19 protein-coding genes are annotated in these 22,474 nt (G+C 53.2%); 11 read left to right on the top strand and 8 right to left on the bottom strand.

Translation table 11 applies throughout. The features are described 5' to 3' along the window. Nucleotides 1-33 precede the first annotated feature (33 nt). A complete protein-coding gene (locus P8S54_RS14800) occupies nt 34-1,206 on the bottom strand; it encodes a UbiH/UbiF/VisC/COQ6 family ubiquinone biosynthesis hydroxylase (RefSeq protein ID WP_281442339.1) in 1,173 nt (390 codons plus the stop codon). A gap of 114 nt (nt 1,207-1,320) precedes the next feature. Here P8S54_RS14800 and P8S54_RS14805 point away from each other — a divergent pair, with 114 nt between their 5' ends. Continuing rightward, entirely contained in the window at nt 1,321-2,160 is an 840-nt protein-coding gene (locus P8S54_RS14805; RefSeq protein WP_281442340.1) for an NAD-dependent protein deacetylase, read from the top strand. Here the strand turns inward: P8S54_RS14805 and P8S54_RS14810 are convergent. Further along, nucleotides 2,157-2,798 (bottom strand): DNA-3-methyladenine glycosylase, encoded by a 642-nt coding sequence (locus tag P8S54_RS14810; protein ID WP_281442341.1) that lies wholly within the window; start codon nt 2,796-2,798, stop codon nt 2,157-2,159. The two genes, P8S54_RS14805 and P8S54_RS14810, sit on opposite strands and share 4 nt — an antisense overlap. A gap of 70 nt (nt 2,799-2,868) precedes the next feature. Here P8S54_RS14810 and P8S54_RS14815 point away from each other — a divergent pair, with 70 nt between their 5' ends. From P8S54_RS14815 to P8S54_RS14860, 10 genes are all read left to right on the top strand, one after another. After that, a complete protein-coding gene (locus P8S54_RS14815; RefSeq protein WP_281442342.1) occupies nt 2,869-4,332 on the top strand; it encodes a protein adenylyltransferase SelO in 1,464 nt (487 codons plus the stop codon). An 89-nt stretch (nt 4,333-4,421) separates the two neighbouring features. After that, nucleotides 4,422-5,468 (top strand): DNA polymerase IV, encoded by a 1,047-nt coding sequence (dinB, locus tag P8S54_RS14820; RefSeq protein WP_281442343.1) that lies wholly within the window; start codon nt 4,422-4,424, stop codon nt 5,466-5,468. A gap of 142 nt (nt 5,469-5,610) precedes the next feature. Next, entirely contained in the window at nt 5,611-8,706 is a 3,096-nt protein-coding gene (locus tag P8S54_RS14825; RefSeq protein ID WP_281442344.1) for a type I restriction endonuclease subunit R, read from the top strand. A 17-nt stretch (nt 8,707-8,723) separates the two neighbouring features. Further along, nucleotides 8,724-9,566, top strand: a complete 843-nt coding sequence (dinD, locus tag P8S54_RS14830) for a DNA damage-inducible protein D (protein WP_281442345.1) — start codon at nt 8,724-8,726, stop codon at nt 9,564-9,566. Further along, nucleotides 9,566-10,885: a restriction endonuclease subunit S gene (locus tag P8S54_RS14835; protein WP_281442346.1), complete on the top strand. Its 1,320-nt coding sequence runs from the start codon at nt 9,566-9,568 to the stop codon at nt 10,883-10,885. Before dinD ends, P8S54_RS14835 begins: the two co-directional genes overlap by 1 nt. After that, a complete protein-coding gene (locus P8S54_RS14840; protein ID WP_281442347.1) occupies nt 10,882-11,997 on the top strand; it encodes an AAA family ATPase in 1,116 nt (371 codons plus the stop codon). Before P8S54_RS14835 ends, P8S54_RS14840 begins: the two co-directional genes overlap by 4 nt. After that, complete coding sequence (locus tag P8S54_RS14845) at nt 11,990-12,991, top strand: virulence RhuM family protein (RefSeq protein WP_281442348.1); 1,002 nt, start codon at nt 11,990-11,992, stop codon at nt 12,989-12,991. Before P8S54_RS14840 ends, P8S54_RS14845 begins: the two co-directional genes overlap by 8 nt. A 15-nt stretch (nt 12,992-13,006) precedes the next feature. Then, nucleotides 13,007-14,620, top strand: a complete 1,614-nt coding sequence (locus P8S54_RS14850) for a type I restriction-modification system subunit M (RefSeq protein ID WP_281442349.1) — start codon at nt 13,007-13,009, stop codon at nt 14,618-14,620. Nucleotides 14,621-14,765: 145 nt separating this feature from the next. After that, entirely contained in the window at nt 14,766-15,578 is an 813-nt protein-coding gene (locus tag P8S54_RS14855; RefSeq protein WP_281442350.1) for an alpha/beta hydrolase, read from the top strand. A 19-nt stretch (nt 15,579-15,597) separates the two neighbouring features. Beyond that, nucleotides 15,598-15,846 carry a YkoF family thiamine/hydroxymethylpyrimidine-binding protein gene (locus tag P8S54_RS14860; protein ID WP_281442351.1) on the top strand — a complete coding sequence of 83 codons (249 nt, stop codon included), beginning with the start codon at nt 15,598-15,600 and terminating at the stop codon, nt 15,844-15,846. A gap of 48 nt (nt 15,847-15,894) precedes the next feature. Here P8S54_RS14860 and gabT read toward each other — a convergent pair whose 3' ends face one another. The 6 genes from gabT to csiR form a co-directional block, all read right to left on the bottom strand. Beyond that, entirely contained in the window at nt 15,895-17,169 is a 1,275-nt protein-coding gene (gabT, locus tag P8S54_RS14865; RefSeq protein ID WP_281442352.1) for a 4-aminobutyrate--2-oxoglutarate transaminase, read from the bottom strand. A gap of 68 nt (nt 17,170-17,237) precedes the next feature. Further along, nucleotides 17,238-18,176: a sensor domain-containing diguanylate cyclase gene (locus P8S54_RS14870; protein WP_281442353.1), complete on the bottom strand. Its 939-nt coding sequence runs from the start codon at nt 18,174-18,176 to the stop codon at nt 17,238-17,240. 12 nt (nt 18,177-18,188) lie between these two features. Further along, nucleotides 18,189-18,971 carry an EAL domain-containing protein gene (locus P8S54_RS14875; RefSeq protein ID WP_281442354.1) on the bottom strand — a complete coding sequence of 261 codons (783 nt, stop codon included), beginning with the start codon at nt 18,969-18,971 and terminating at the stop codon, nt 18,189-18,191. Nucleotides 18,972-19,189: 218 nt separating this feature from the next. Beyond that, entirely contained in the window at nt 19,190-20,404 is a 1,215-nt protein-coding gene (locus P8S54_RS14880; RefSeq protein WP_281442355.1) for a CaiB/BaiF CoA-transferase family protein, read from the bottom strand. A gap of 52 nt (nt 20,405-20,456) precedes the next feature. Further along, on the bottom strand, nt 20,457-21,635 hold the full coding sequence (locus P8S54_RS14885; RefSeq protein WP_009096769.1) for an acyl-CoA dehydrogenase: 1,179 nt from the start codon (nt 21,633-21,635) through the stop codon (nt 20,457-20,459). A gap of 128 nt (nt 21,636-21,763) precedes the next feature. Further along, the gene (csiR, locus tag P8S54_RS14890; RefSeq protein ID WP_281442356.1) at nt 21,764-22,453 is read right to left on the bottom strand and encodes a DNA-binding transcriptional regulator CsiR; all 690 of its coding nucleotides are present in this window, start codon (nt 22,451-22,453) and stop codon (nt 21,764-21,766) included. Between the last annotated feature and the right edge of the window lie 21 nt (nt 22,454-22,474).

A 22,474-nucleotide genomic window follows, 5' to 3' on the forward strand; every position in this document is an offset into this window, starting at 1 on the left:
ACGGTATCGGGGCAAAAACCCACCCCGATGATTTCAGCTCATTTTGAACGGATTTAGCCCATTGGCCTGCTGCATCATCATGCGTTTGGCGAGCGGTACGCGTTCGGCAAGGTGAAGGCTAAGGTCGCCCAGCTGGCGCAGCGGTCTGGAACCCGTAAATAAATGGTGGAAGCTGTCGGTGGCGGCGATCATCGCTTGGTTAGCCGCTCGGCGCTGACATTCAAAGCGGAGTAGGTTGAGGTAGTCGCCGGGGTCGCGGCCTTGCATGATAATTTCGGCCAGTGTGTCGGCGTCATGCAGGCCAATATTTAACCCTTGGCCAGCCAGCGGGTGCACCACATGGGCCGCGTCGCCAATCAGTGCTAAGCGCTTGCCGATATAGCGCTTGGCGTGTTGGCGTTTAATCGGAAAGCTGGCATGTGCAACGATACGGGTGAGCTTACCGAGACGTTTGGGGAAGGTGGTTTCAATGGCGTGCTGAAGCGCCTCATCAGATAGCTGCTCGCGGGCTTTGGTGGCTTCATCGCTGTCGTACCAAACGAGCGATGCGCGCTGGCCGGGTAAGGGTAGCATCGCGATGGGGCCAGTGGGGGTGAACACCTGCCAGCTGATATCCTGCTGGGGCAGCTCAGTCTCAACGTTAATAATCATCGCCCGCTGATGGTAGTCGTAGCTACTGATGCTAATGCCCGAAAGCTCTCTAAGCGTTGAGCGGGCGCCATCTGCACCCACAATCAAGCGGGCGCTTAGGGTTTTACCGTTATCCAGCTCCAGCATGCGGCCAGTAGTGGCTGCCATGGTGCTTAGCGGTGCGCACTCGGTGTAACAGGTAACGCTGGGAAGGTTCGCTAAGCGTTGCCACAGCGCGTACTGCAGCGTGCGGTTTTCGATAAAGAGACCGAAGTCGTCCATGCCGCTCTCTTCGGCGGAAAATAGCGAGTGGCCGGTGCCGTCCTGGTTGGACACATCAATATGGCGAAACGGGCAGCAGCGTTCCTCAGGAAGTTCGGTACCGCTCGCTTTCACAAACGCCAGTGAGCGGGCATTAAGCGAAGAGATACGCAGGTCATAGTCGCCACTGAGCGGGGTTGGGGCGCTGCCACGTTCTACTAAGCCAACCGACACGCCCGCATGGCCAAGCCGAGCCGCCAAGGCGGCGCCTACCATGCCGCCGCCAACAATAATAATCTCGTGATCCCACTGCATGAGACACTCCTTACGTTGAAAACGAGGGCACATTGCATGTGCTTTGATTGTCATACAGTATCGTTTACTTGTAGCAATATTGCCTAGGGTGATCCATTGACGCAGGCCGTGGAAATGACAATTAGCACCGCGAAAGCGGGGGAAGCGTTGGCGGATTTTATCGAACGCCATTCTAAATTGTGGGTGATTACCGGGGCAGGGGTAAGTACTGACAGCGGCATTCCTGATTATCGGGATGCTGATGGGCAGTGGAAGCGGCCGCCGCCGGTGCAGCACGGCGATTTTATGGCATCACTCGCCGTGCGCCAGCGCTACTGGGCGCGGGCGCTGGTGGGCTTTAAAGCCATGCGTGAAGCCCAGGTGAGCGGCGCCCACCGGGCGTTGGCAGCGCTTGAGGCGATGGGCCATGTGGAGCTACTGGTAACGCAAAATGTGGATCGTCTACACCAGCGAGCGGGCTCTAAAAAAGTAATCGACCTGCACGGTAGGGCAGACGTAGTGGCGTGTATGGCGTGTGAGTATCAAATGATGCGCCACGCCATGCACAGCGAAATGGCTAGGATGAATCCCTATTTTGCGGCGCTGGACGCCCGCCATGCCCCCGATGGCGATGCGGACTTAGAGACTGATTTCTCTAGCTTTAAGGTACTTAACTGCCCGCGCTGCCAAGGGATATTAAAGCCCCAGGTGGTCTATTATGGCGATGTGGTGCCCCCTGCTCGGCGGCTAGCTGCTCAGGCGGGGCTTGAAGATGCGAACGCGGTGCTCGCAGTGGGCACCTCGTTGATGGTTTATTCCGGCTACCGCTTCTGCCGCGAAGCCCACGCCATGGGCATGCCGGTGGCCTCGCTCTCATTGGGCGTCACCCGGGCGGATGCGCTGTTAACCCATCAGTGGCGGGCGCCGTTAACGCCTGTTTTAGAACATGCGGTGGCCTGCCTGACGCGAGGTTAACGTGCTTTTGATACCCAAGGATTGTTGTCTATCCATAGCCGCCAAGGGGCATCGCGGTCGGCGGGCTGGGCATAGTCGATACCCACGCGGGGGCCAGAGGCAACGGCGTGGGGCGGCTCGCCTGCCGTTATCCATAGCGCGTTAGGTTGAGTCATATCATGGCCATACAGCGCTTTATCAATACGTAGCGCTCGGGAGAGCTTGCCGGGGCCATTGCTCAGGTTACGCCCCCGCACATCACGCAGCGCACGCATAGCGGCTTCGCCGGTAACCGGCTCTACCGCGCGGATAAGCACTGCGCAGGGGTTGCCTTCTGGCTGGGTGACCACGTTCAGCAGCCAGTGCATGCCATACACCAGATATACATAGGCGTGCCCCGGTGGCCCGAACATGGCCTCGGTTCTTGGTGTTTTCCGCCGGTGTGCGTGGCAGGCGGAATCTTCCGACCCACGGTACGCTTCAGTTTCCACAATCTTCGCTACCATGAGTTCGCCTTCATATTGGCGTACTAAATGGCAGCCCAGTAAGTCGTGGGCAACCTTAAGCGTATCCCTGCAATAAAAATCCCGTATAAGCGGTGTTAAATCGTCGCCCTCAACCGGGGCCATACCATTGGTTGGTGGTTTCGTCTGCGGCATGTTATCGCCAATTACTTGAGTAAGCTGCTAGGGTATTCTCTAGGCGACTATTTTAAAAGCGGAGGCCCCTGTGCTGCCATTTGAACACCAGTTTGCAACGCTTCCCGAGCCACTGTGGGCTGCTTGTCAGCCTATGCCAGTGAGCCACCCCACGTTGATTGCGTTTAATGAACCCTTGGCGGAAACGCTAGGTATGAAGGACAAACCTGATGATGCCACCCTTACCCAATGGTTTAGCGGCAACCAGCTACCGCCAGGCGCTGAGCCTCGGGCGCTGGGCTACGCAGGACACCAGTTTGGCAACTTTGTACCGCAGTTGGGCGATGGCCGCGCCCTGCTGTTGGGGGAAGTGGTTGACCAGAAGGGGGTACGTCGTGATGTGCAGCTAAAAGGCAGCGGCCGCACGCCGTTTTCCCGTGGCGGTGATGGCCGTTCGCCGCTGGGCCCGGTGCTGCGGGAGTATCTCGTCAGTGAGTTTATGGCCGCGGTCGGTGTACCAACCACCCGCGCCTTGGCGGCAGTGGCGACCGGTGAGCGAGTGGTTCGCCAATTACCCGAACCCGGCGCAGTATTTACCCGTGTGGCCAGCAGTCATATTCGCGTAGGCACCTTCCAGTTTGCCGCCGTGCGACGGGACGAGCAGGCACTTAAAGCGCTGGCAGATCACGTTATTGCGCGCCACTATCCCGAAGCAGCCAGTGCCGAAGACCCCTACCTCGCCCTGTTAGAAGCGGTTGTCGCTCGGCAAGCCACACTGGTGGCACGATGGATGAGCTTTGGCTTTATTCATGGCGTGATGAACACCGACAACTGCAGCATTGCCGGGGAAACAATTGATTATGGCCCCTGCGCGTTTATGGAGCAGTTTGACCCGCAAAAGGTGTTTAGCTCGATTGATCAGGGGCGCCGTTATGCGTTTGACAACCAGCCCGCTATCGCCCAATGGAATCTTGCCCGCTTTGCCGAAACCCTGCTGCCGCTGATGCGTGAAGAGGGCGATGCGGTGGTGGCGCAGGCCACCGATATTATACGTCGCTTTGAGCCGCTATTTGATGCCGAACAGCGCCGCCTGCATGCAAATAAGCTCGGTCTTACGGCGGACAGTGACCAAGCCGAGCCGCTAATGAAAGGGCTGGAAAGCCGCATGCATCAAGGGCGTATGGATATGACCGCCACGTTTGACGCACTAACGCATTACGCAGAAACCTCAAGTGAGCAGCACAAAGAGGCGCTGCTGGCGCTAACCACCCAGCCCAGTGAGCTAGCAGTATGGTTAGCTACCTGGCAAGCAGAGCAGGCGGCCAGCCAAAACAGCGAGCGCTTAGCCATTATGCGGGGCGCCAACCCGGTGATCATTCCCCGCAACCACCGTATACAGGAAGTTATTGATGCGGCGTATGAAGGCGATTTTGCGCCGTTTCACACCCTACTGGCGGTGGTCACTCACCCTTATGATGAATCCGAAGGCGCGCGCCGCTTAGCCGCGCCGGCAACAGAAAACGAGCAGGTACTGCGCACGTTCTGCGGCACGTGATTTAAATCAGCGGGGTTTGCCGCTCATCATCGCTACAGCATGCCTTGTGATAAACTGTGATTTTTTACAGGCGGAGGCAAGGCTAGCCTGTGCGCAAAATTATCCATTGCGACTGTGACTGCTTCTACGCAGCGGTAGAAATGCGCGATAACCCGGCGCTTAGCGATGTGCCTATTGCGATAGGCGGCAGCGTTGAGCAGCGCGGGGTGGTCGCCACCTGCAATTATCCTGCCCGTAAGTTTGGCATCCACTCCGCCATGCCCATGGCTCAGGCGCTTAAGCGCTGCCCGCATTTAACGGTAATCCGTGGCGATATGGCCAAATACAAAGCGGTGGCACGCCAAGTATTTGCGATATATCGCGATGTGACCGAACTGATTGAGCCGCTCTCGTTGGATGAAGCCTTTTTAGACGTTTCCGAGGTCACGCTGCACCACGGCAGTGCTACGCTAATGGCCGAAGCGATTCGCCAGCGGGTGAGCCGCGACGTGGGTATTACCGTTTCGGCGGGTGTAGCGCCGAATAAGTTTCTGGCCAAGATCGCCAGCGACTGGCGCAAACCCGATGGCCTGTTTGTCATCACCCCAGACCAGATTGATAGCTTTGTGCAGCAGCTGCCGGTAAAAAAGATTCACGGGGTTGGGCCACGCACCGCTGAAAAACTGGCAGGGCTGGGTATTCATACCGGCGGAGATTTGCGCGCTCGCCCGCTGACTGAGCTGGTCGAACAGTTTGGCCGCTTCGGGCATCGGCTGTTCGAACTTAGCTATGGGCGCGACGAGCGGCCGGTGAAAACCCACCGTGAGCGTAAATCGATCAGCACCGAGCAAACCTACTCCCAAGACTTGCCTACGCTAGAAGCTTGCCGCCAGCAGCTGCCTGACTTGCTCAACGACTTAGAGCAGCGATATGCCAGGCTAGAGCCCGCGCCCGCTGTGCGTGGGCTAATGGTAAAAGTGAAGTTTAACGACTTTACCCAAACCACCGTGGAGCACGCCGACCCGGCACCTAACCTGGAGCAATTTGAAACGCTGTTAAAGGTGGGGTGGTCGCGGGGTGAAAGGCCGGTTCGGCTATTGGGCGTGGGGTACCGCTTGGCAGAAGAAACCACCGTTCAGCAACTGTCGCTGTTTTAGTGCAGGTAATGACTAGGCGTAGCTGAATTACTCATCAAAGTGAGCCTGCATAGTTTGCCTTTTTGAGGCAAGATAACGATCAAACGAGTCACGCAAAGAAACCACCTGCGCACTGCGCTGCTGCGACAAAAGAGTAAATAGGATGTCTTCAAAAGAAAGCGAAATCGAGCAGCACCTGATCAAAAAGCTCGACGAGCTAAAGTACACTTATCGTCCTGACATTCGCGATAAAGTCTCTCTAGAGCAAAATTTCCGCCAAAAATTCGAGGCGCTTAACTATGTTCGGTTAACCGATGCTGAATTTGCCCGACTGCGCGATGAAATTATCAATGCTGACGTTTTCCAGGCTGCCAAGACACTGCGTGAATACGGCCATTTCCAGCGTGAAGATGGCACGCCGTTGGATTACATGCTGGTTAACCTCAAGGATTGGTGTAAAAACGACTTTGAAGTTATCAACCAGCTGCGCATCAATACGGATAACAGCCACCACCGCTATGATGTGATTCTGCTGATTAACGGTTTGCCATTGGTGCAAATCGAACTGAAATCCATTGGTATCACGCCGCGCCGGGCGATGGAGCAGATTGTCCAGTACAAAAACGACCTCGGTAACGGTTATGCCAATACGCTGCTGTGCTTTATGCAGCTATTTATTGTTAGTAATCGCCATAACACCTACTACTTTGCCAATAACCACAGTCAGCATTTTGCTTTTAACGCCGATGAGCGTTTTTTGCCGATTTATCAATTGGCCGGTGAGGATAATCGCAAAATCAAACACCTGAACGATTTTGCTGATAGCTTTCTGGCCAAATGCACGCTTGGCCAGATGATTAGCCGCTACATGGTATTGGTCGCCAGTGAGCAAAAGCTGATGATTATGCGGCCTTATCAAATCTATGCGGTGAAGGCTATTGTCGATTGTATCCATCAGAATCGTGGGAACGGCTACATCTGGCACACCACCGGCAGTGGTAAAACGCTGACATCTTTTAAAGCGTCTACGCTGCTCAAGGACAATCCCGATATTGAAAAATGCCTGTTCGTCGTCGACCGTAAAGACCTCGACCGCCAAACTCGCGAGGAATTCAACAAATTCCAGCAAGGCTGTGTAGAAGAAAACACCAACACCGAAACCTTGGTGCGCCGCCTGCTTTCTGAAGATTACGCCGACAAAGTGATCGTCACGACCATTCAAAAGCTGGGGTTAGCACTGGATGAAAACAGCAAGCGCAACCAGCAGCATAAAGAGAACGGCAGACTCACCTACAAAGAGCGCCTAGAGCCATTGCGCAACAAGCGCATTGTGTTCATTTTCGATGAATGCCACCGTTCCCAGTTTGGCGATAACCATAAAGCTATCAAGGCGTTCTTTCCCAGGGCGCAACTGTTTGGCTTTACAGGTACTCCCATATTTGAAGACAACGCAACTTATAAGCAGATTGATGGCACCGTCGGGTCTTACCGAACCACTGAAGACATTTTTGAAAAGCGCCTGCACGCCTACACCATTACTCATGCGATTGAAGATCAAAATGTGCTGCGTTTTCATATTGACTACTTCAAGCACGAGGGTAAGAAGGAAAACGCAGACCAGCAGGTACCTGAAGGAAGCCGTGCTGACAAAAAGCAACCCGCTAAACCCAGCGAGAACATTACCCAGCAGGCGGTGGTTGAGGCCATTCTAAGTAAGCACAACGCCGCCACTAACCAGCGGCGCTTTAACGCGATACTGGCGACGGCCTCCATTAACCATGCCATTGCGTATTACGAGCTGTTTAAGCAACTACAGGCGGAGCGCCAGGGATTAGATCCAGCGTACCAACCACTGAACATCGCATGCGTGTTCTCTCCGCCTGCTGAAGGTAACAAAGACGTTAAGCAACTGCAGGAAGATCTGCCCCAGGAAAAAGCCGATAACCAGCAAGAGCCTGAACAAAAGAAAGCGGCGCTCAAAACCATCATTGCTGACTACAACACGCAATATGGCAGCAACCACAGCATTAACGAATTTGACCTGTATTATCAGGATGTGCAGCAGCGCATCAAAGATCAGCAATACGCCAACAGTGATTATCCCCACAAAAACAAGATCGATATCACCATAGTGGTGGATATGCTGCTCACAGGCTTCGATTCCAAGTACCTCAACACCTTATATGTGGACAAAAACCTCAAGCACCATGGCTTGATTCAGGCGTTTTCTCGCACTAATCGCGTGCTTAATGACACCAAGCCTTATGGCAATATTCTTGATTTCCGCGGCCAGCAAGCATCGGTGGATACAGCTATCGCGCTCTTTTCTGGCGAGGACACCAGCCGCTCCCGCGAAATCTGGCTGGTTGATCCTGCCCCCAAGGTGATTGAAAAGTACGAAGAAGCCGTGGCGGCGATAGAAGCGTTTATGGCAGAAAAAGGCGTGGTCGACGAGCTAGGAAGCGGTGACGAGGCCAGCAAGGTGATGGAGCCTGAAGGCGTTTACAACCTCAAGGGCGACGCGGCACGTACCGAGTTCGTTAATCGCTTTAAAGAAGTCCAGCGCTTGAAAACACAGCTTGATCAATACACCGACCTTGATGAAGCGCAAGTAGAGAAAATCAACGCCCTCTTGCCTGAGGAGCAGCTGAAAGCATTACGAGGATCGTATCTGGAAACCGCACAACGCCTTAAGGCTCAGCAAGGTAAAAGTGGCGAAGAGGCCAGCGAGGTACAGACAGACATTGATCAGCTAGATTTTGAATTTGTGCTCTTCTCCTCGGCGCTGATTGACTACGACTACATCATGGGGCTTATAGCCCGTTTTAGTCAGGAAGAATCCGGCAAACAGAGTATGAGCCGCACGCAGCTGGTCAACATGCTCTCTGCCAGCAGCAACCTGATGGAAGAGCGCGATGATATTGTTGCCTACATCAACAGCTTGCAGGCAGGTGAGGGCTTAAGCGAACACGCGATACGCGATGGTTACCAGGCCTTCAAAGCACAAAAAGCGGACGGCGAGATAAGTGAGCTAGCGGTAAGGCACGGCTTGCAGGCAGATGCACTGAAAGCCTTTGTTGACGCAATTTTCGACCGCATGATTTTTGATGGTGAACGCCTAAGTGACTTGTTTGAACCGCTGGAACTGGGCTGGAAAGCACGCAGCAAAGCCGAACTGGCGCTGATGGAAGAGTTAGTGCCCTTTTTGAAGAAGCAGGCCCAAGGGCGCGAAATTTCCGGGTTGGCGGCGTATGAATAGCAAGCAAGGAGCACACAATGAAAAATGAACTGATTCAAACGCTGACGGAGAGTTTCGAAGGACACGCCCAGCAGACGGAAAACGGAGTGGAGTTTTGGTTGGCCAGGGATCTCCAACACCTGCTGGGCTATGGAAAATGGGATAACTTTCAAACGGTGATATCCAAAGCTAAAACTGCTTGTGAGCTTTCTACTTATGCCATCTCTGACCATTTTGCCGACGTCGGGAAAATGGTCGAGCTGGGCTCCGGCAGCCAGCGTGAGATCAGCGATATCATTCTCACGCGGTATGCCTGCTATCTCATTGCTCAAAATGGCGATCCAAGAAAACAGGAAATTGCCTTCGCCCAAACCTACTTTGCCATGCAAACTCGCAAGGCAGAGTTGATTGAGCAGCGCTTGTTGGAAGCGGAGCGGGTGTCAGCGCGCAAGAAACTCTCTGCAACTGAAAAAGAGCTGTCGGATGTCATCTTTGAGCAAACCGGTGGCAGCCAGAATTTTGCCTTGATCCGTAGCAAAGGTGATACCGCCTTGTTCGGCAAAAACACCAAGTCGATGAAAGCCCAGTGGCAGGTGCCCGATAATCGCCCGCTGGCGGACTTTGCTCCCACAATTATTCTCAAAGCCAAAGACTTTGCCACTGAGATCACTATTCACAACGCACGTGGACAGTCGATGAGCCGCGAGCCACAGATTTCGCAAGAGCATGTCACCAATAACCAAGCCGTGCGCCAAACCTTGATTGATCGAGGTATCCGCCCAGAAAGCCTGCCACCTGCGGAGGATGTGAGGAAAGTCGAGCGTCGGCTGACATCCGCAGAGAAAAAAGCAATTAAAAATCCTGATGGGCTGGAGGAGTAATGGGCGAGAAACAAGCACTGATACCCCGCCTGCGTTTTCCTGAGTTTCGGAATGCAGGGGAGTGGGCGAAAGCCGGTATGAGTGATCTGTATGGGTTTTACCCAACAAACACGCTTTCAAGAGATAAGCTGAATTACACCAAAGGCGATGTAAAGAATATTCATTATGGTGATATTCACACAAAGTTTGCCACGCTATTTGATGTAGCTAACGAAGTTGTACCGTTTATAAATGGCACTGAATCAGTAGAACGAATTCGAGCCGAAAGCTATTGTATTGAAGGTGACTTGGTTTTTGCCGATGCGTCCGAAGATATGGAGGATGTGGGAAAGAGCATTGAGATTGTAAATACCTGCAATGAAAAGATAGTTTCTGGTCTTCATACCATACTTGCAAGACAGCTAACTAACCATTTGGTTATCCGCTTCGGTGGATATTTGTTTAAGTCCGGTGCAATACGTGAACAAATCAAGAAGGAAGCCCAGGGCGCTAAGGTGCTGGGTATCTCTTCTGGAAGGCTTTCACGCATAAAAATCTGTTATCCATCTGACAGAGAAGAACAACAAAAAATTGCCGATTGCCTTTCGTCTCTTGATGCGCGGATCGCCGCGCAAGCGGAAAAAGTCGATGCTCTCAAAACGCATAAAAAAGGGCTGATGCAGCAACTCTTCCCCCGCGAAGGCGAAACGGTTCCCCGTCTGCGCTTTCCTGAGTTTCAGGGGCGAGGAGAATGGAAGACTAACCAGTTACAAGATTTGAGTAAAATTATTCGAGGAGCAAGTCCAAGACCTAGAAATGATCCAAAATTCTATGGCGGTGATATTCCTCGATTGATGGGGCAGGACGTTTCGCGAGACGGAAAGTGGGTAACACCGTGCATTGATTTTTTGACGAAAGAAGGTGCCAAGTTGAGCCGCTTATGCGAGAAAGGTACGTTGACGATTATATGCTCGGGCGATGTAGGAATCCCAAGCTTTCTTGCTGTTGATGCATGCATACACGATGGTTTTATTGCTTTAATTGATATTGATATTCACAGGATAGATGTCAATTACCTCTATTATTGTTTGATTAATCTTCAAAGAGTATTTAATAGCTCTGCTACTCATGGCGGGATCTACAATAATTTGACGACTACGATTCTAAAAGAATTCTCGATTAGGCTTCCGTGCCTTGAAGAGCAACACATGATTGCCAATTGCCTCTCTTCCCTCGATGCATTGGTTTCCGCCCACATTGAAAAGCTCGACGCCTTAAAAACTCATAAAAAAGGGTTGATGCAGCAGCTCTTTCCTAGTGTGGAGGCCGTTGTTTCATGAGTAATGCAGTGACTGAGTTCGCTAGCCTTTATGAAACTGCAGCTCATCTGCGCGAGAAGCTAGAGCAAAAAAAGTATGTGCTGCTGTTCGCCTATAACGGTACTGGCAAGACGCGTCTCTCGATGGCCTTCAAGGAACTAGGTAACCAGGACGAGCGCGATACTCTCTATTTCAACGCTTTTACCGAAGACTTGTTTAGCTGGGATAACGATCTCGATGGGGATGCGCAGCGCGTGCTGCGAATGAACACCGACTCACAGTTCTTCAGTGGCCTGCAAGAACTGGAAATGGAGAACCGCATCCGCCCACTGTTGCGGCGTTATGCAGATTTTGATTTTTATATTGATTACGAAAAAGGCGTGATTAACTTTGTTCGTGAGGTGCTAACGGGTGACGGTACGGACACTATCGAGAACATCAAGGTTTCACGCGGTGAGGAAAATATCTTTGTTTGGTGTTTTTTTCTAGCCGTTGCTCAACTGGCAGTGGACGAACAAGAAGCTTATGACTGGGTAAAATACCTCTATATCGATGACCCTATTTCATCACTGGACGATCATAATGCGATTGCCGTGGCTAGCCATCTGGCTCAGCTGCTGAAAAGCCGTGATAGTAAGATAAAAGCGGTAATTTCATCTCACCACACACTGTTTTTCAATGTGATGTGGAATGAGCTGAGCGAGACAAAAAAAGCCCACCCTTACTTTCTTAGCAAAGAAAGCGCTTCTGGTGGCTATTCTCTGCGCTACACGGGAGCCACACCGTTCTTCCACCATGTAGCCTTGCTAAAAGAGTTACATGAGGTGGCTGAGTCGGGGCAAGTGTATACCTACCACTTCAATATTCTGCGCAGCATTCTGGAAAGAACCGCCACTTTCCATGGCTTCAAGAACTTTTCTGCCTGTATTAAGCAGGGCAATGACGACCCTGATGGCATTCTTCATGCTCGGCTGGTGAATGTGCTGAGCCACGGTAACTATTCACTTTATGAACCCCAGGAAATGTTGCCGGAAAATAAAGAGTACTTTCGCAAAATCCTGCGCGACTTTATGGCCAACTATCGCTTTAACCCGGAGCTGTTTCCAGCCAAGGATGAGGGGGCGTATGAGTGAGCTAATTATCTACACCACCGAAGACGGACGGAGCCAAATTCAGCTGCGGGCGAACAATGACACTGTATGGTTGACCCAACTGGAAATGGCGGAGCTGTTCCTTACCACCAAGCAGAATGTCGCCAAACATCTCAAAGCTATCTTCGCTGAGGAAGAGTTGGAGCAGGATTCAGTTGTCAACTATTGGTTGACAACTGCCACCGACGGTAAGAAGTACCGTGTTGCGCACTACAACCTCGACGCCATTCTGGCGGTGGGCTACCGGGTGCGGTCGCCCAGAGGCGTACAGTTTCGCCGCTGGGCCACCACCGTGCTTAGCGAGTATCTGACCAAGGGCTTCGTCATGGATGATGAGCGCCTGAAGAATCCCGATGGCCGTCCGGATTACTTCGATGAGATGCTGGCGCGTATCCGCGATATCCGGGCCTCCGAGAAGCGCTTCTACCAGAAAGTGCGTGATTTGTTCGCCCTGAGTAGCGATTACGACAAGACTGATCGGGCCACACAGCAGTTTTTTGCCAGTGCGCAGAACCTACTGTTGTATGCGGTAACTCAACAAACGGCCGCTGAATTGATCATGGCTCGCGCCAACCCGGAGGATGCGCATTTCGGGCTGCTCAGCTGGAAAGGCGACCGAGTGCGTAAGCAGGATATACTGATTGCCAAGAACTATTTGAGTGAAGATGAAATCGACACCCTCAACCGGCTGGTGGTGATCTTTCTAGAAACCGCTGAGCTGCGCGCCAAGAGTCGCCAGGAAACCCCCATGGCTTTCTGGCAGGCCAGGGTCGGCGACATTATCACCAGCAATGGCTTTCCTTTGCTGACCCATGCGGGCTCCATCAGCCATATACAGATGGAGCGGTTGACCAGTGACCGCTACGCCGACTTCGATCAGCGCCGCAAAACCCAAGAAGCCATTGCGGCTGATGAGGCTGATGAGGCTGAACTAAAAGCACTGGAAGACAAGCTCAAACACAGAACGCAGCATTAAGGTGTAGATAGAACCATGACCAAAGAGCAACTTAGCCAGTTGGGTAAAACCCTCTGGGGCATTGCCGACGATTTGCGCGGTGCGATGAATGCCGATGACTTCCGCGACTATATGCTGTCGTTTCTGTTTTTACGTTATTTATCTGATAACTACGAGGCAGCCGCTAAAAAAGAGCTAGGGCCTGACTACCCTAAACTGGAAGACAATGACCGTCGTGCGCCTTTATCCGTCTGGTATCGGGATAACGCCGAGGACGTGCCTGCGTTTGAAAAGCAGATGCGTCGCAAGATGCACTATGTGATCCACCCGGATTACCTATGGAGCAGTATTGCCGAGCAGGCGCGCATTCAAGACGCTGAGCTTTTACAAACCCTAGTGCGTGGCTTCAAGCATATTGAGAACGAGTCGTTTGCCAGCACGTTTCAGGGGCTGTTCTCGGAAATTAATCTGCACTCGGAAAAGCTGGGTAGAAGTGCCCCAGAGCGTAATAAAAAGCTCTGCACCATTATCAGCAAAATTGCAGAAGGCATCGCGCAGTTCTCTACCGATAGCGATATTCTCGGTGATGCCTATGAATACTTGATCGGTCAGTTTGCGGCGGGTTCCGGTAAGAAAGCGGGGGAGTTCTACACCCCGCAATCGGTGTCGACCATTCTTTCGCGCATTGTAACGCTAGATAGTCAGGATCCGTCTTCCGGCAAAAAGAAAAAGCTCAACCGTGTGATGGACTTCGCCTGTGGCTCGGGTTCGTTGCTGCTCAATGTGCGCAAGCAAATGGGCGCTCACGGCATTGGTATGATCTACGGTCAGGAAAAGAATATCACCACCTACAACCTGGCCCGCATGAACATGCTGCTGCATGGCTTGAAGGATACCGAGTTCAGTATTCACCACGGTGATACCTTGGAGAATGACTGGGATATTCTCAACGAGATGAACCCCGCCAAGAAGCTGCAATGTGATGCCGTGGTGGCCAATCCGCCGTTTAGCTATCGCTGGGAACCCAACGAGAGGCTGGGCGAAGACTTCCGCTTCAAAAGCCATGGCCTAGCGCCCAAGTCAGCGGCAGATTTCGCCTTTTTACTGCACGGTTTTCACTTCCTGGGTGATGAAGGCACCATGGCGATTATTTTGCCCCATGGTGTGCTGTTCCGTGGTGGCGCAGAGTCACGTATCCGCACCAAGCTGCTCAAGGATGGCCATATTGATACGGTCATTGGCTTGCCTTCCAATTTGTTTTTCTCGACGGGCATACCCGTGTGCATTCTGGTGCTGAAAAAGTGCAAGAAACCCGATGATGTGCTGTTTATCAACGCTAGTGGCAAGGAGCATTTTGAAAAAGGTAAGCGACAAAATACCCTGCGCCCTGAAGACATTGACAAAATCATCGATACCTACCAGAACCGCCCGGAAAACGTTGAGCGGTATGCTCGTCGTGTGGGAATGAAAGAGATCGAGAAGAATGATTACAACCTCAATATTTCGCGCTATATCAGCACCGCTGAACCCGAGGAAGAAATCGATTTGGGTGAGGTGCACAAAACGCTGAAAGAGATTGATCAGCGAATTGAAGCGTCTACCAAAACGCACAATACATTTCTTAGTGAGTTGGGGCTGCCAACTATTTGACGAGACAGCATAGCGTCAATCTTTTGCGGCATTGACGCTGGGGGCAGAGCACGTTAAAACAGACGTATGATAGTCTGTCTAATTACTAAATAGCGTGGATGCTGCCCCACGCTGCTTCCCTGCCTTATTACCCTGCGAGCCCTCCATGTCTGCCCAACGCCCCCGTTTAGTGTTTGCCCATGCGAATGGCTTTCCTGGCTTAAGTTACCGCACACTGCTGGAACCATTGGCAGAGTCGTTTGACCTCCATCCGCTGGATCGACTGGGCCATCATCCTGACTACCCGGTAAACCATAACTGGAGCAACTTGGTTGATGAACTGATCAGCTACCTGCCAAAAAGTGACGCGCCGTTGCTGGGCGTTGGCCACTCGCTAGGTGGTACCTTGATGGCTATGGCGGCTGATAAGCAGCCCGAGCGCTTTTGCGGGGTGATTATGCTCGACCCTCCCTTAATGCTGGGGCCGGATGCCTGGGCGATGAAGGCGGCCAAACGGTTTGGTTTTATTGATCGCATCACCCCTGCTGGTAAAACCCAAGGGCGGCGCAGCGTGTGGCCAAGCAGAGAAGCCATGGCGAACTCGCTGCGCCGCCGTGGGCTGTTTTGTCGCTTTACCCCAGAGGCGCTAAACGACTACATTGAGGCAGGTACGCGCCTGTTAGACGATGGCAGCGCTGAGCTAACCTTCGACCCGCGTGTTGAGGTGGAGATTTTCCGCAATTTGCCGGATCACCTCTCCGGGCTGCCGCGCCGAGTAGGAGTGCCCATTCAACTGGTGGCGGGGCAGGAGTCACATCTGCTGACGCCTTCACGGGTTAAACGGCTTAAACGTCAGGGGCTGGCCATCAGCGAAGTGCCTGGAACGCACATGTTCCCCATGGAGCACCCAGATGAAACGCGCGCAGCCATTGTGGCGGCGTGGCAGCGGTTTGAGCAGGGAGCCAGCAAGCGCGCATAAATAAATAAAAGGAGGCAGGATGTATCTTTCCGTACAGCTAAGCTATTACCCGCTGGCCGATGACTTTAAGCCAGTGGTTAAAGACGTGGTAAAGCGTTTGGAAGCAACTGGGCTTGAAGTGCACCCTAACCGGATGAGTACCCAGGTGTTTGGGGAGTTTGACGAGGTGATGGCGGCATTAAGCTACGTGATGAAGTGGTCGTTTGAGACTCACGGAAAGGCCGTCTTTACGGTGAATTTCCTAGAAGGCGACCGACGTCCACGTTAAAAAAACGCCGCCTGATTTGGGCGGCGTTTATCTTGGTGCTAATGACCTTTAAATCAGCGATTCCAAGCAGGACTCGATAATATCGAGGCCCTCGTTCAGCACATCATCTTCAATTGTGACCGGCATCAGGAAACGAATCGTGTTGCCGTACATGCCGCAGGAGAGCAGGATCAGACCCTCTTCGCGGGCTTTCTTACACAGCGCAGCTGCCAGCTCAGCGTTGGGCGTACGGTCGGTTTTATTTGAGACCAGCTCAAATGCTGCCATGGCGCCCATGTTGCGCACGTGATCGATGCAGTCAAACTTGCTCTGCCACTGGTTGAAGCGCTTGGCTAGCTTGTCACCCAGGGCCTGACTTTTCTCAAGAATGTTCTCTTCTTCGAACACTTCCATCACGGCCAGGGCTGCAGCACAGGCGGTGGGGCTGCCGGTATAGGTGCCGCCCAGGGAGTTGGGGCCAGAGGCATCCATTACCTTGTCGGTACCCACAATCGCTGAGATGGGCATACCGTCTGCCATACTCTTCGCCATGGTCATCATGTCGGGCTCAACGCCGCTGTGCTCAATGGCGAACATTTTGCCGGTGCGGCCAAAGCCAGACTGCACTTCGTCGATGATCATCAGCATGCCGTGCTCATCGCAAATTTCGCGGATCTTCTTCAGGAAGCTGGTGGGGGCCGGGTAGAAACCGCCTTCACCCAGTACCGGTTCAAGAATGATCGCTGCGGTGTCTTTCGGGTTGGCGTCGGTTTTCAGCGTCATTTTCAGGCCGCGAATGGCTTCGTCTTCGCTAACGCCGTGGTAGGGCACCGGATAAGGGGCGCGGAATACCGTGCCTGGCATCGGGCCGAAATCGGTTTGATACGGGGCCACTTTGCCGTTCATGGCCATGGTGTAGAAGGTACGGCCGTGGTAGCCGCCGTCAAAACAAATCACGTTAGAACGGCCTGTCGCAGCGCGGGCGATCTTCACTGCGTTTTCCAGCGCTTCTGCGCCTGAGTTAGCCAGCATCACTTTAGCATGACCACGCACCGGGACGATGTGGCTCAGCTTCTCAGCGACTTTTACGTAGCCTTCATAGGGCATCACTGTTTGGCAGGTGTGCATCAGCTTATCGAGCTGGGCTTTGACTGCTGCGACTACCTTGGGGTGTCGGTGGCCAACGTTTAATACACCGATACCGCCTGCGAAGTCGATGAAGCGGTTACCGTCGGCGTCCCAGATCTCAGCGTTTTCGGCGCGATCCGCAAAGGCGGTGGCGGGGCTTGCAGCGCCCGCTGCGACGTATTTCTGCTTTAGTTCGTTTAGCTCGGCATTGCTCATAGCTCGCTCCTATTGGTATAGGGAGTGTGGACAGGTTGTCGTTTTAGCATAGTGTGCAATAAGCGTTGTTACATGGCTGACGGTGCAATAACGACGCAGTTGCGCCCGTTTTGCTTCGCCTGGTACATCGCTTTGTCAGCACGATCAAGCATTCGAGTGCTGGAGGCTTCAACATAACATGCAATGCCCGCTGAGAGCGTGACCGATAGCCTATGTTCAGTACACGGTGATTCAGCGACACATTGGCGAATACGCTCCATTGCCGTATGTGCGGCTTGGGCATTGATTTCAGGCATGATAATTAGGAATTCTTCGCCCCCCAACCGCACTTGCACGTCAGTCGAGCGAAGCTGGCCATTCACTTTGGCGGTCACTTCTTGAAGTACGTTGTCACCGGTAGCGTGGCCGTAGGTATCGTTGACGGCTTTAAAATCATCTAGATCAAACATGGCAATGCTAAGCTCACCGCCGTAACGCTCGCAGCGCTTAAGCTCCTCCTCTAAGCGTTTAAGCCCTTGCCGTCGGTTGACAAGCCCAGTGAGTTCGTCATGGCTAGCCATATAAACCAACTGCTCATTGGCTTGCGTTAAACGCTCTTCGAGCCGTTTGCGCTGGGTAATATCAACAACAAAAGTGACTTTTCTTGGTTTGCCATCATCGCCAATAGTGCGGGCGGCCTCGGCAATAATGGTGCGTGTTTCGCCGTTTTTACAGCGTACTTCCCACTCCTGGCGAAGCTCATGGGTTTCATTGCCTTGAATAAATACATCGTGAAGTTCTGCCATCTGCTGGCGGTAGGCGGCGGGCACCACCAGCGTAAAGTGCTGGCCAATAAGCTCCTCTTCACGATAGCCATAAAACTGGCAGTAGGCAGGATTGACCATTTCAAAATGCCCGTTTGGGTCGGTAATGCAAATACCCAGGGGAGCCGTTTTAATAACGTTTTCAGTATTTTGCTTAGAACGATTAAAAAGCTCATAGAGGTGGTCAGCGCTAATGGCAGTCATCCATTGCTCCCTTCAGGCCTGTACTTCTGCTCTTAACTCCAGCAGTAGCGGGGTAAGGTTGTGTCCCAAGGAATTTATAGCCGGTTTGGCAAAAAAGAAGCCTTGCTGACGCGTAATTCCTGCTTTTGCTAACCATAGCGCCTCTGCGCGGGTTTCTACACCTTCTGCAATCAAGGTGGTATCTAGCTCTTTCGCGAGCAAAATAATCGCATTGAGCAGTGCTTGGCGCCGCGGGTCTTGATCGCAGTTCATCACCAGCTCACGGTCGATTTTCAGTTTGTCGGGGGTGAGGTCGGTGAGAAGATCCAGGTTGGCATAGCCGTTTCCAAAGTCGTCTAGCGCGGTTTTAAACCCCATTGAGCGATACGCATCAATGATGTTGCGTAAGTGTTGGCGGTCGCGCACTTTCTCGGTTTCAGTAATTTCAAAAATGAGCCGATGTGTGGGCCAACCAACGCGCTCTGAAACTTCCAGCGTTGCCTGGATACAGGCTTCTGGCTCATAAACAGCATTAGGCAGAAAATTGATCGATAGATCCGTCTGCATATTTAACGCACTCGCCATTTCAATCGCTTTGACACGGCAAGCTTGATCAAAACGGTAGAGCATTTCGTCGGTTACTTGGGAGATAACGCTCCAGGCGGACTCTCCGTTGATACCGCGCACGAGGGCTTCGTAGGTGACTACTTTCGCAAGCGAGACATCCACAATGGGCTGAAACGCCATAGTGAACTCAAAAGGCAGCTCGCCTTCGCAGCGCTTACACGTTCCGTTGACCCGTGCGCAGTTAGCCATGTTTTCTCCTTTTTGATGACGATTATTAATCTAGGGGTGCAGGCTCTTACTACTGACACTGGTCAATTAGCGTGAGTTTAGAAAATACCTTAATACCTTTATTTTAGCCGTTTGTTAACTTTTTGTACAGGTGTTGTATAAATTGCGAATAAATTGATATTGCGACCAAAAAAAGCGCCGGAAGGGCGCTTATAAAGGAGATTATCAGGAAGGGGATGTTAAATAACACCTGCCGTTCGCAGTGCTTGGCGCTGCTCGACGGTAATGCCGATCTCTTCCAGCACGCGTTCCGTATGCTCGCCCAAGGAGGGCGGGGCAGTGGTAGCGCTCATCGACTGGCCGTTGATACGGATCGGGTTAGCCACCAGGTCTACCTGGCCCGCTTGGCTGTGCGGCAGGGTCTGTTTAAGGCCGCGTGCTTGCACATGGGGGTCATCAAATACCCGGTCAAGGGTGTTAATAGGGCCACTGGGAACGCCGACGGCTTCAAACGCTGCCAGCCACTCATCGGTGCTGCGCTGGGCAAGCGCGGCTTCAAGCAGCGGTACGAGCTGTTCGCGATGAGCGACCCGCTCGCCGTTGCTCGCAAAGCGTTTGTCTTGAGCTAGCTCAGGCAGGGAAAGCACTTGGCAGAAGCGTTTGAACTGCTCATCGTTGCCGACCGCCACAATCATGTGGCCATCCGCCGTGGCAAACGCTTGGTAAGGCACAATATTAGGGTGCGAGTTGCCTAACCGTTGGGGCACCTGGCCTGAGGTGAGGTAGTTAAGCGCTTGGTTGGCCAGCACGCCCACTTGCACATCCATCAGGGCCATATCGATATGGCAACCAACGCCGGTATCACGACGCTGATAAAGCGCGGCCAGTACCGCATTGGCAGCATACAGCCCGGTGAAAATATCGGTGAAGGCGACGCCGCTTTTCACCGGGCCACCCCCCGGCTCCCCATCCGGCCTGCCTGTTAGACTCATAATCCCGCCCATGGCCTGAACCATAAAGTCGTAGCCCGCCCGATGGGCGTAGGGGCTTTCCTGGCCAAAACCGGTAATTGAGCAGTAGATCAGCCCTGGGTTAATCGCCTTGAGGCTGGTGTAATCCAGGCCATACTTTTTTAGCCCGCCCACTTTGAAGTTCTCAAGCAGTACGTCCGACTGGGCGGCAAGCTGCTTAATAAGCGCTTGGCCTTCGGGCTTAGCCATGTCTACCGTGACCGAACGCTTGCCGCGATTAGCGCATAGGTAATAGGCGGATTCAGCGCTGCCAGAAAGCCACGGAGGCCCCCAGTGGCGGGTATCGTCGCCACTGACCGGACGCTCAACTTTAATTACCTCGGCCCCCATGTCCGCGAGCATTTGCCCGCACCACGGGCCAGCCAGTACACGGGAAATATCGAGTACTTTAATGCCTGCCAGTGGTTTGGTTGCTGTGCTCATCAACGGCCTCGCTTGGTATGTTCATCGCATGGGCTGGGTGTCGGCTGGCCGTTTAAAAGAACGACTGGATACCGGTTTGGGCGCGGCCAAGAATCAGCGCGTGCACGTCGTGGGTGCCTTCGTAGGTATTTACCGACTCCAGGTTCACCATATGGCGAATCACACCGTACTCATCAGAAACGCCGTTGCCGCCGTGCATGTCCCGGGCAACGCGAGCGATATCCAGCGCTTTACCACAGTTATTGCGTTTGATCAGCGAGATCATTTCCGGTGCCCAGTTGCCACTATCCATCAAACGACCCACTTGCAGGGCGGCTTGTAGGCCCAGAGTGATTTCGGTCTGCATATCGGCGAGCTTTTTCTGGATCAGCTGGTTAGCGGCCAAGGGGCGGCCAAACTGCTTGCGATCCAGAGTGTACTGGCGGGCGGCATGCCAGCAGAATTCGGCGGTGCCCATCACGCCCCAAGCGATGCCGTAGCGTGCTTTGTTCAAGCAGCCGAAGGGGCCTTTCAAACCGCTCACGTTGGGTAGCAGGTTCTCTTCGGGTACAAAAGCGTTATCCAGCACGATTTCACCGGTAATGGAGGCGCGTAGCGAAACTTTGCCTTCAATTTTCGGCGTGGTGAAGCCTTCGGTGCCGCGCTCAACAATAAAACCTTTAATTTGGTTATCGTGGGCGGCCGACTTGGCCCATACCACGGCGATATCGGCAATGGGGCTGTTGGTGATCCACATTTTAGCGCCGGTTAAGCGGTAGCCGCCGTCGACTTTTTCAGCGCGGGTAATCATCGAGCCGGGGTCGGAGCCGTGATCAGGTTCGGTGAGGCCAAAGCAGCCAACCATTTCGCCACTGGCAAGCTTGGGCAGGTACTTATGCTTTTGCTCTTCAGAGCCGAAGGCTTCGATGGGGTACATCACCAGCGATGACTGCACGCTCATGGCCGAGCGGTAGCCGGAATCTACGCGCTCTACTTCACGGGCAATCAAACCGTAGGCCACGTGGTTAACACCCGCGCCGCCATACTCGGGGGAAACGGTGGCACCAAGCAGGCCTAGCTCACCCATCTCACTCATGATCTCGCGATCAAAGCGCTCTTCACGAAAAGCCGTCAGCACTCGCGGCTGTAAGTTTTCCTGACAGTAGTCGTGGGCGGCATCGCGGATTTGGCGCTCTTCATCAGTAAGCTGATTTTCCAGTAGCAGCGGGTCGTCCCAGTTAAAGCGTGTCATGGCGTGCACTCCTTGATTCGCGTTTAAAGACGCCCACAGCGCCCATAGCGAAATTGAACAATAAAATGGCTTGGCTCCAAGGTATCGCCGTTTTGATAAAATATCTACATTTTTTTAAAACGCAGAATTTAGTTAATTCCTCGCGCGGTTAAAACCCGGGTAATAATCGGCACAGGCGTTATTAGATGATCGCGCATCAAATTAGCCGCCTGATCGGTGTCTCTTGCCAAAATAACGTCCACCAGCGCGGCATGTTCTTGGCGTTTAATGTCTAGCGCTTGGGGAGACATGACTGTTTCTTGCAACCACAGATGGCGGTAGCGCTCAACCTGATCGAACAACGTATTGCGCATTTGCAGTAAGTGCGGCGAATTGCAGCCGCTGGCAATGGCGGTATGAAACGCCTTATGACGCAGGTCCCAGCCATCCAGCAGTTCATCGGGGGAGCTAATGTCGGTCACTTTGGCAAGGCGGTGAGCGGTGGCCAGCACGTTGGCTTCCCAATCGTCGTCGCCCCGCTCAATAGCCAAACGTAGAATCAGCCCTTCCAGCTGGGCGCGGGCATCGTAAATATCGTTAAGCTCAGCCAGCGACATTGGCGCTACGCGGTAGCCGCGCTGGCTAATGGCGACTACTAGCCGGTCAGCGACTAACTGAGAAAGTGCTTCCCGCAGTGGGCCGGTACTAACGCCGTAGCGCTCCTTGAGGCGGCTCATTAACAACTTCTCTTCAGGCGCATAGCGGCCGCGAATAATGTCGTGCTTTAACTCGCGATAGGCGCTGATAGCGAGATTTTGGCGCGGCGCATCGTGCTCCATAGTGTCTCCTTAGACCAACGT

Origin of the sequence: Halomonas sp. M1 (assembly GCF_029581375.1) — a bacterium.
Classification (GTDB): Bacteria; Pseudomonadota; Gammaproteobacteria; order Pseudomonadales; family Halomonadaceae; genus Vreelandella.

Excerpts from the sequence above, each read along its gene's own strand:
- P8S54_RS14845 (WP_281442348.1), top strand. The coding sequence starts at position 11,990 with ATGAGTGAGCTAATTATCTACACCACCGAAGACGGACGGAGCCAAATT.
- P8S54_RS14875 (WP_281442354.1), bottom strand. The coding sequence starts at position 18,971 with ATGGCTAACTGCGCACGGGTCAACGGAACGTGTAAGCGCTGCGAAGGC.
- P8S54_RS14850 (WP_281442349.1), top strand. The coding sequence starts at position 13,007 with ATGACCAAAGAGCAACTTAGCCAGTTGGGTAAAACCCTCTGGGGCATT.
- gabT (WP_281442352.1), bottom strand. The coding sequence starts at position 17,169 with ATGAGCAATGCCGAGCTAAACGAACTAAAGCAGAAATACGTCGCAGCG.
- P8S54_RS14860 (WP_281442351.1), top strand. The coding sequence starts at position 15,598 with ATGTATCTTTCCGTACAGCTAAGCTATTACCCGCTGGCCGATGACTTT.
- P8S54_RS14805 (WP_281442340.1), top strand. The coding sequence starts at position 1,321 with ATGACAATTAGCACCGCGAAAGCGGGGGAAGCGTTGGCGGATTTTATC.
- P8S54_RS14835 (WP_281442346.1), top strand. The coding sequence starts at position 9,566 with ATGGGCGAGAAACAAGCACTGATACCCCGCCTGCGTTTTCCTGAGTTT.
- P8S54_RS14810 (WP_281442341.1), bottom strand. The coding sequence starts at position 2,798 with ATGCCGCAGACGAAACCACCAACCAATGGTATGGCCCCGGTTGAGGGC.
- P8S54_RS14825 (WP_281442344.1), top strand. The coding sequence starts at position 5,611 with ATGTCTTCAAAAGAAAGCGAAATCGAGCAGCACCTGATCAAAAAGCTC.
- P8S54_RS14885 (WP_009096769.1), bottom strand. The coding sequence starts at position 21,635 with ATGACACGCTTTAACTGGGACGACCCGCTGCTACTGGAAAATCAGCTT.
- P8S54_RS14840 (WP_281442347.1), top strand. The coding sequence starts at position 10,882 with ATGAGTAATGCAGTGACTGAGTTCGCTAGCCTTTATGAAACTGCAGCT.
- P8S54_RS14880 (WP_281442355.1), bottom strand. The coding sequence starts at position 20,404 with ATGAGCACAGCAACCAAACCACTGGCAGGCATTAAAGTACTCGATATT.
- csiR (WP_281442356.1), bottom strand. The coding sequence starts at position 22,453 with ATGGAGCACGATGCGCCGCGCCAAAATCTCGCTATCAGCGCCTATCGC.
- P8S54_RS14855 (WP_281442350.1), top strand. The coding sequence starts at position 14,766 with ATGTCTGCCCAACGCCCCCGTTTAGTGTTTGCCCATGCGAATGGCTTT.
- P8S54_RS14870 (WP_281442353.1), bottom strand. The coding sequence starts at position 18,176 with ATGACTGCCATTAGCGCTGACCACCTCTATGAGCTTTTTAATCGTTCT.
- P8S54_RS14800 (WP_281442339.1), bottom strand. The coding sequence starts at position 1,206 with ATGCAGTGGGATCACGAGATTATTATTGTTGGCGGCGGCATGGTAGGC.
- dinD (WP_281442345.1), top strand. The coding sequence starts at position 8,724 with ATGAAAAATGAACTGATTCAAACGCTGACGGAGAGTTTCGAAGGACAC.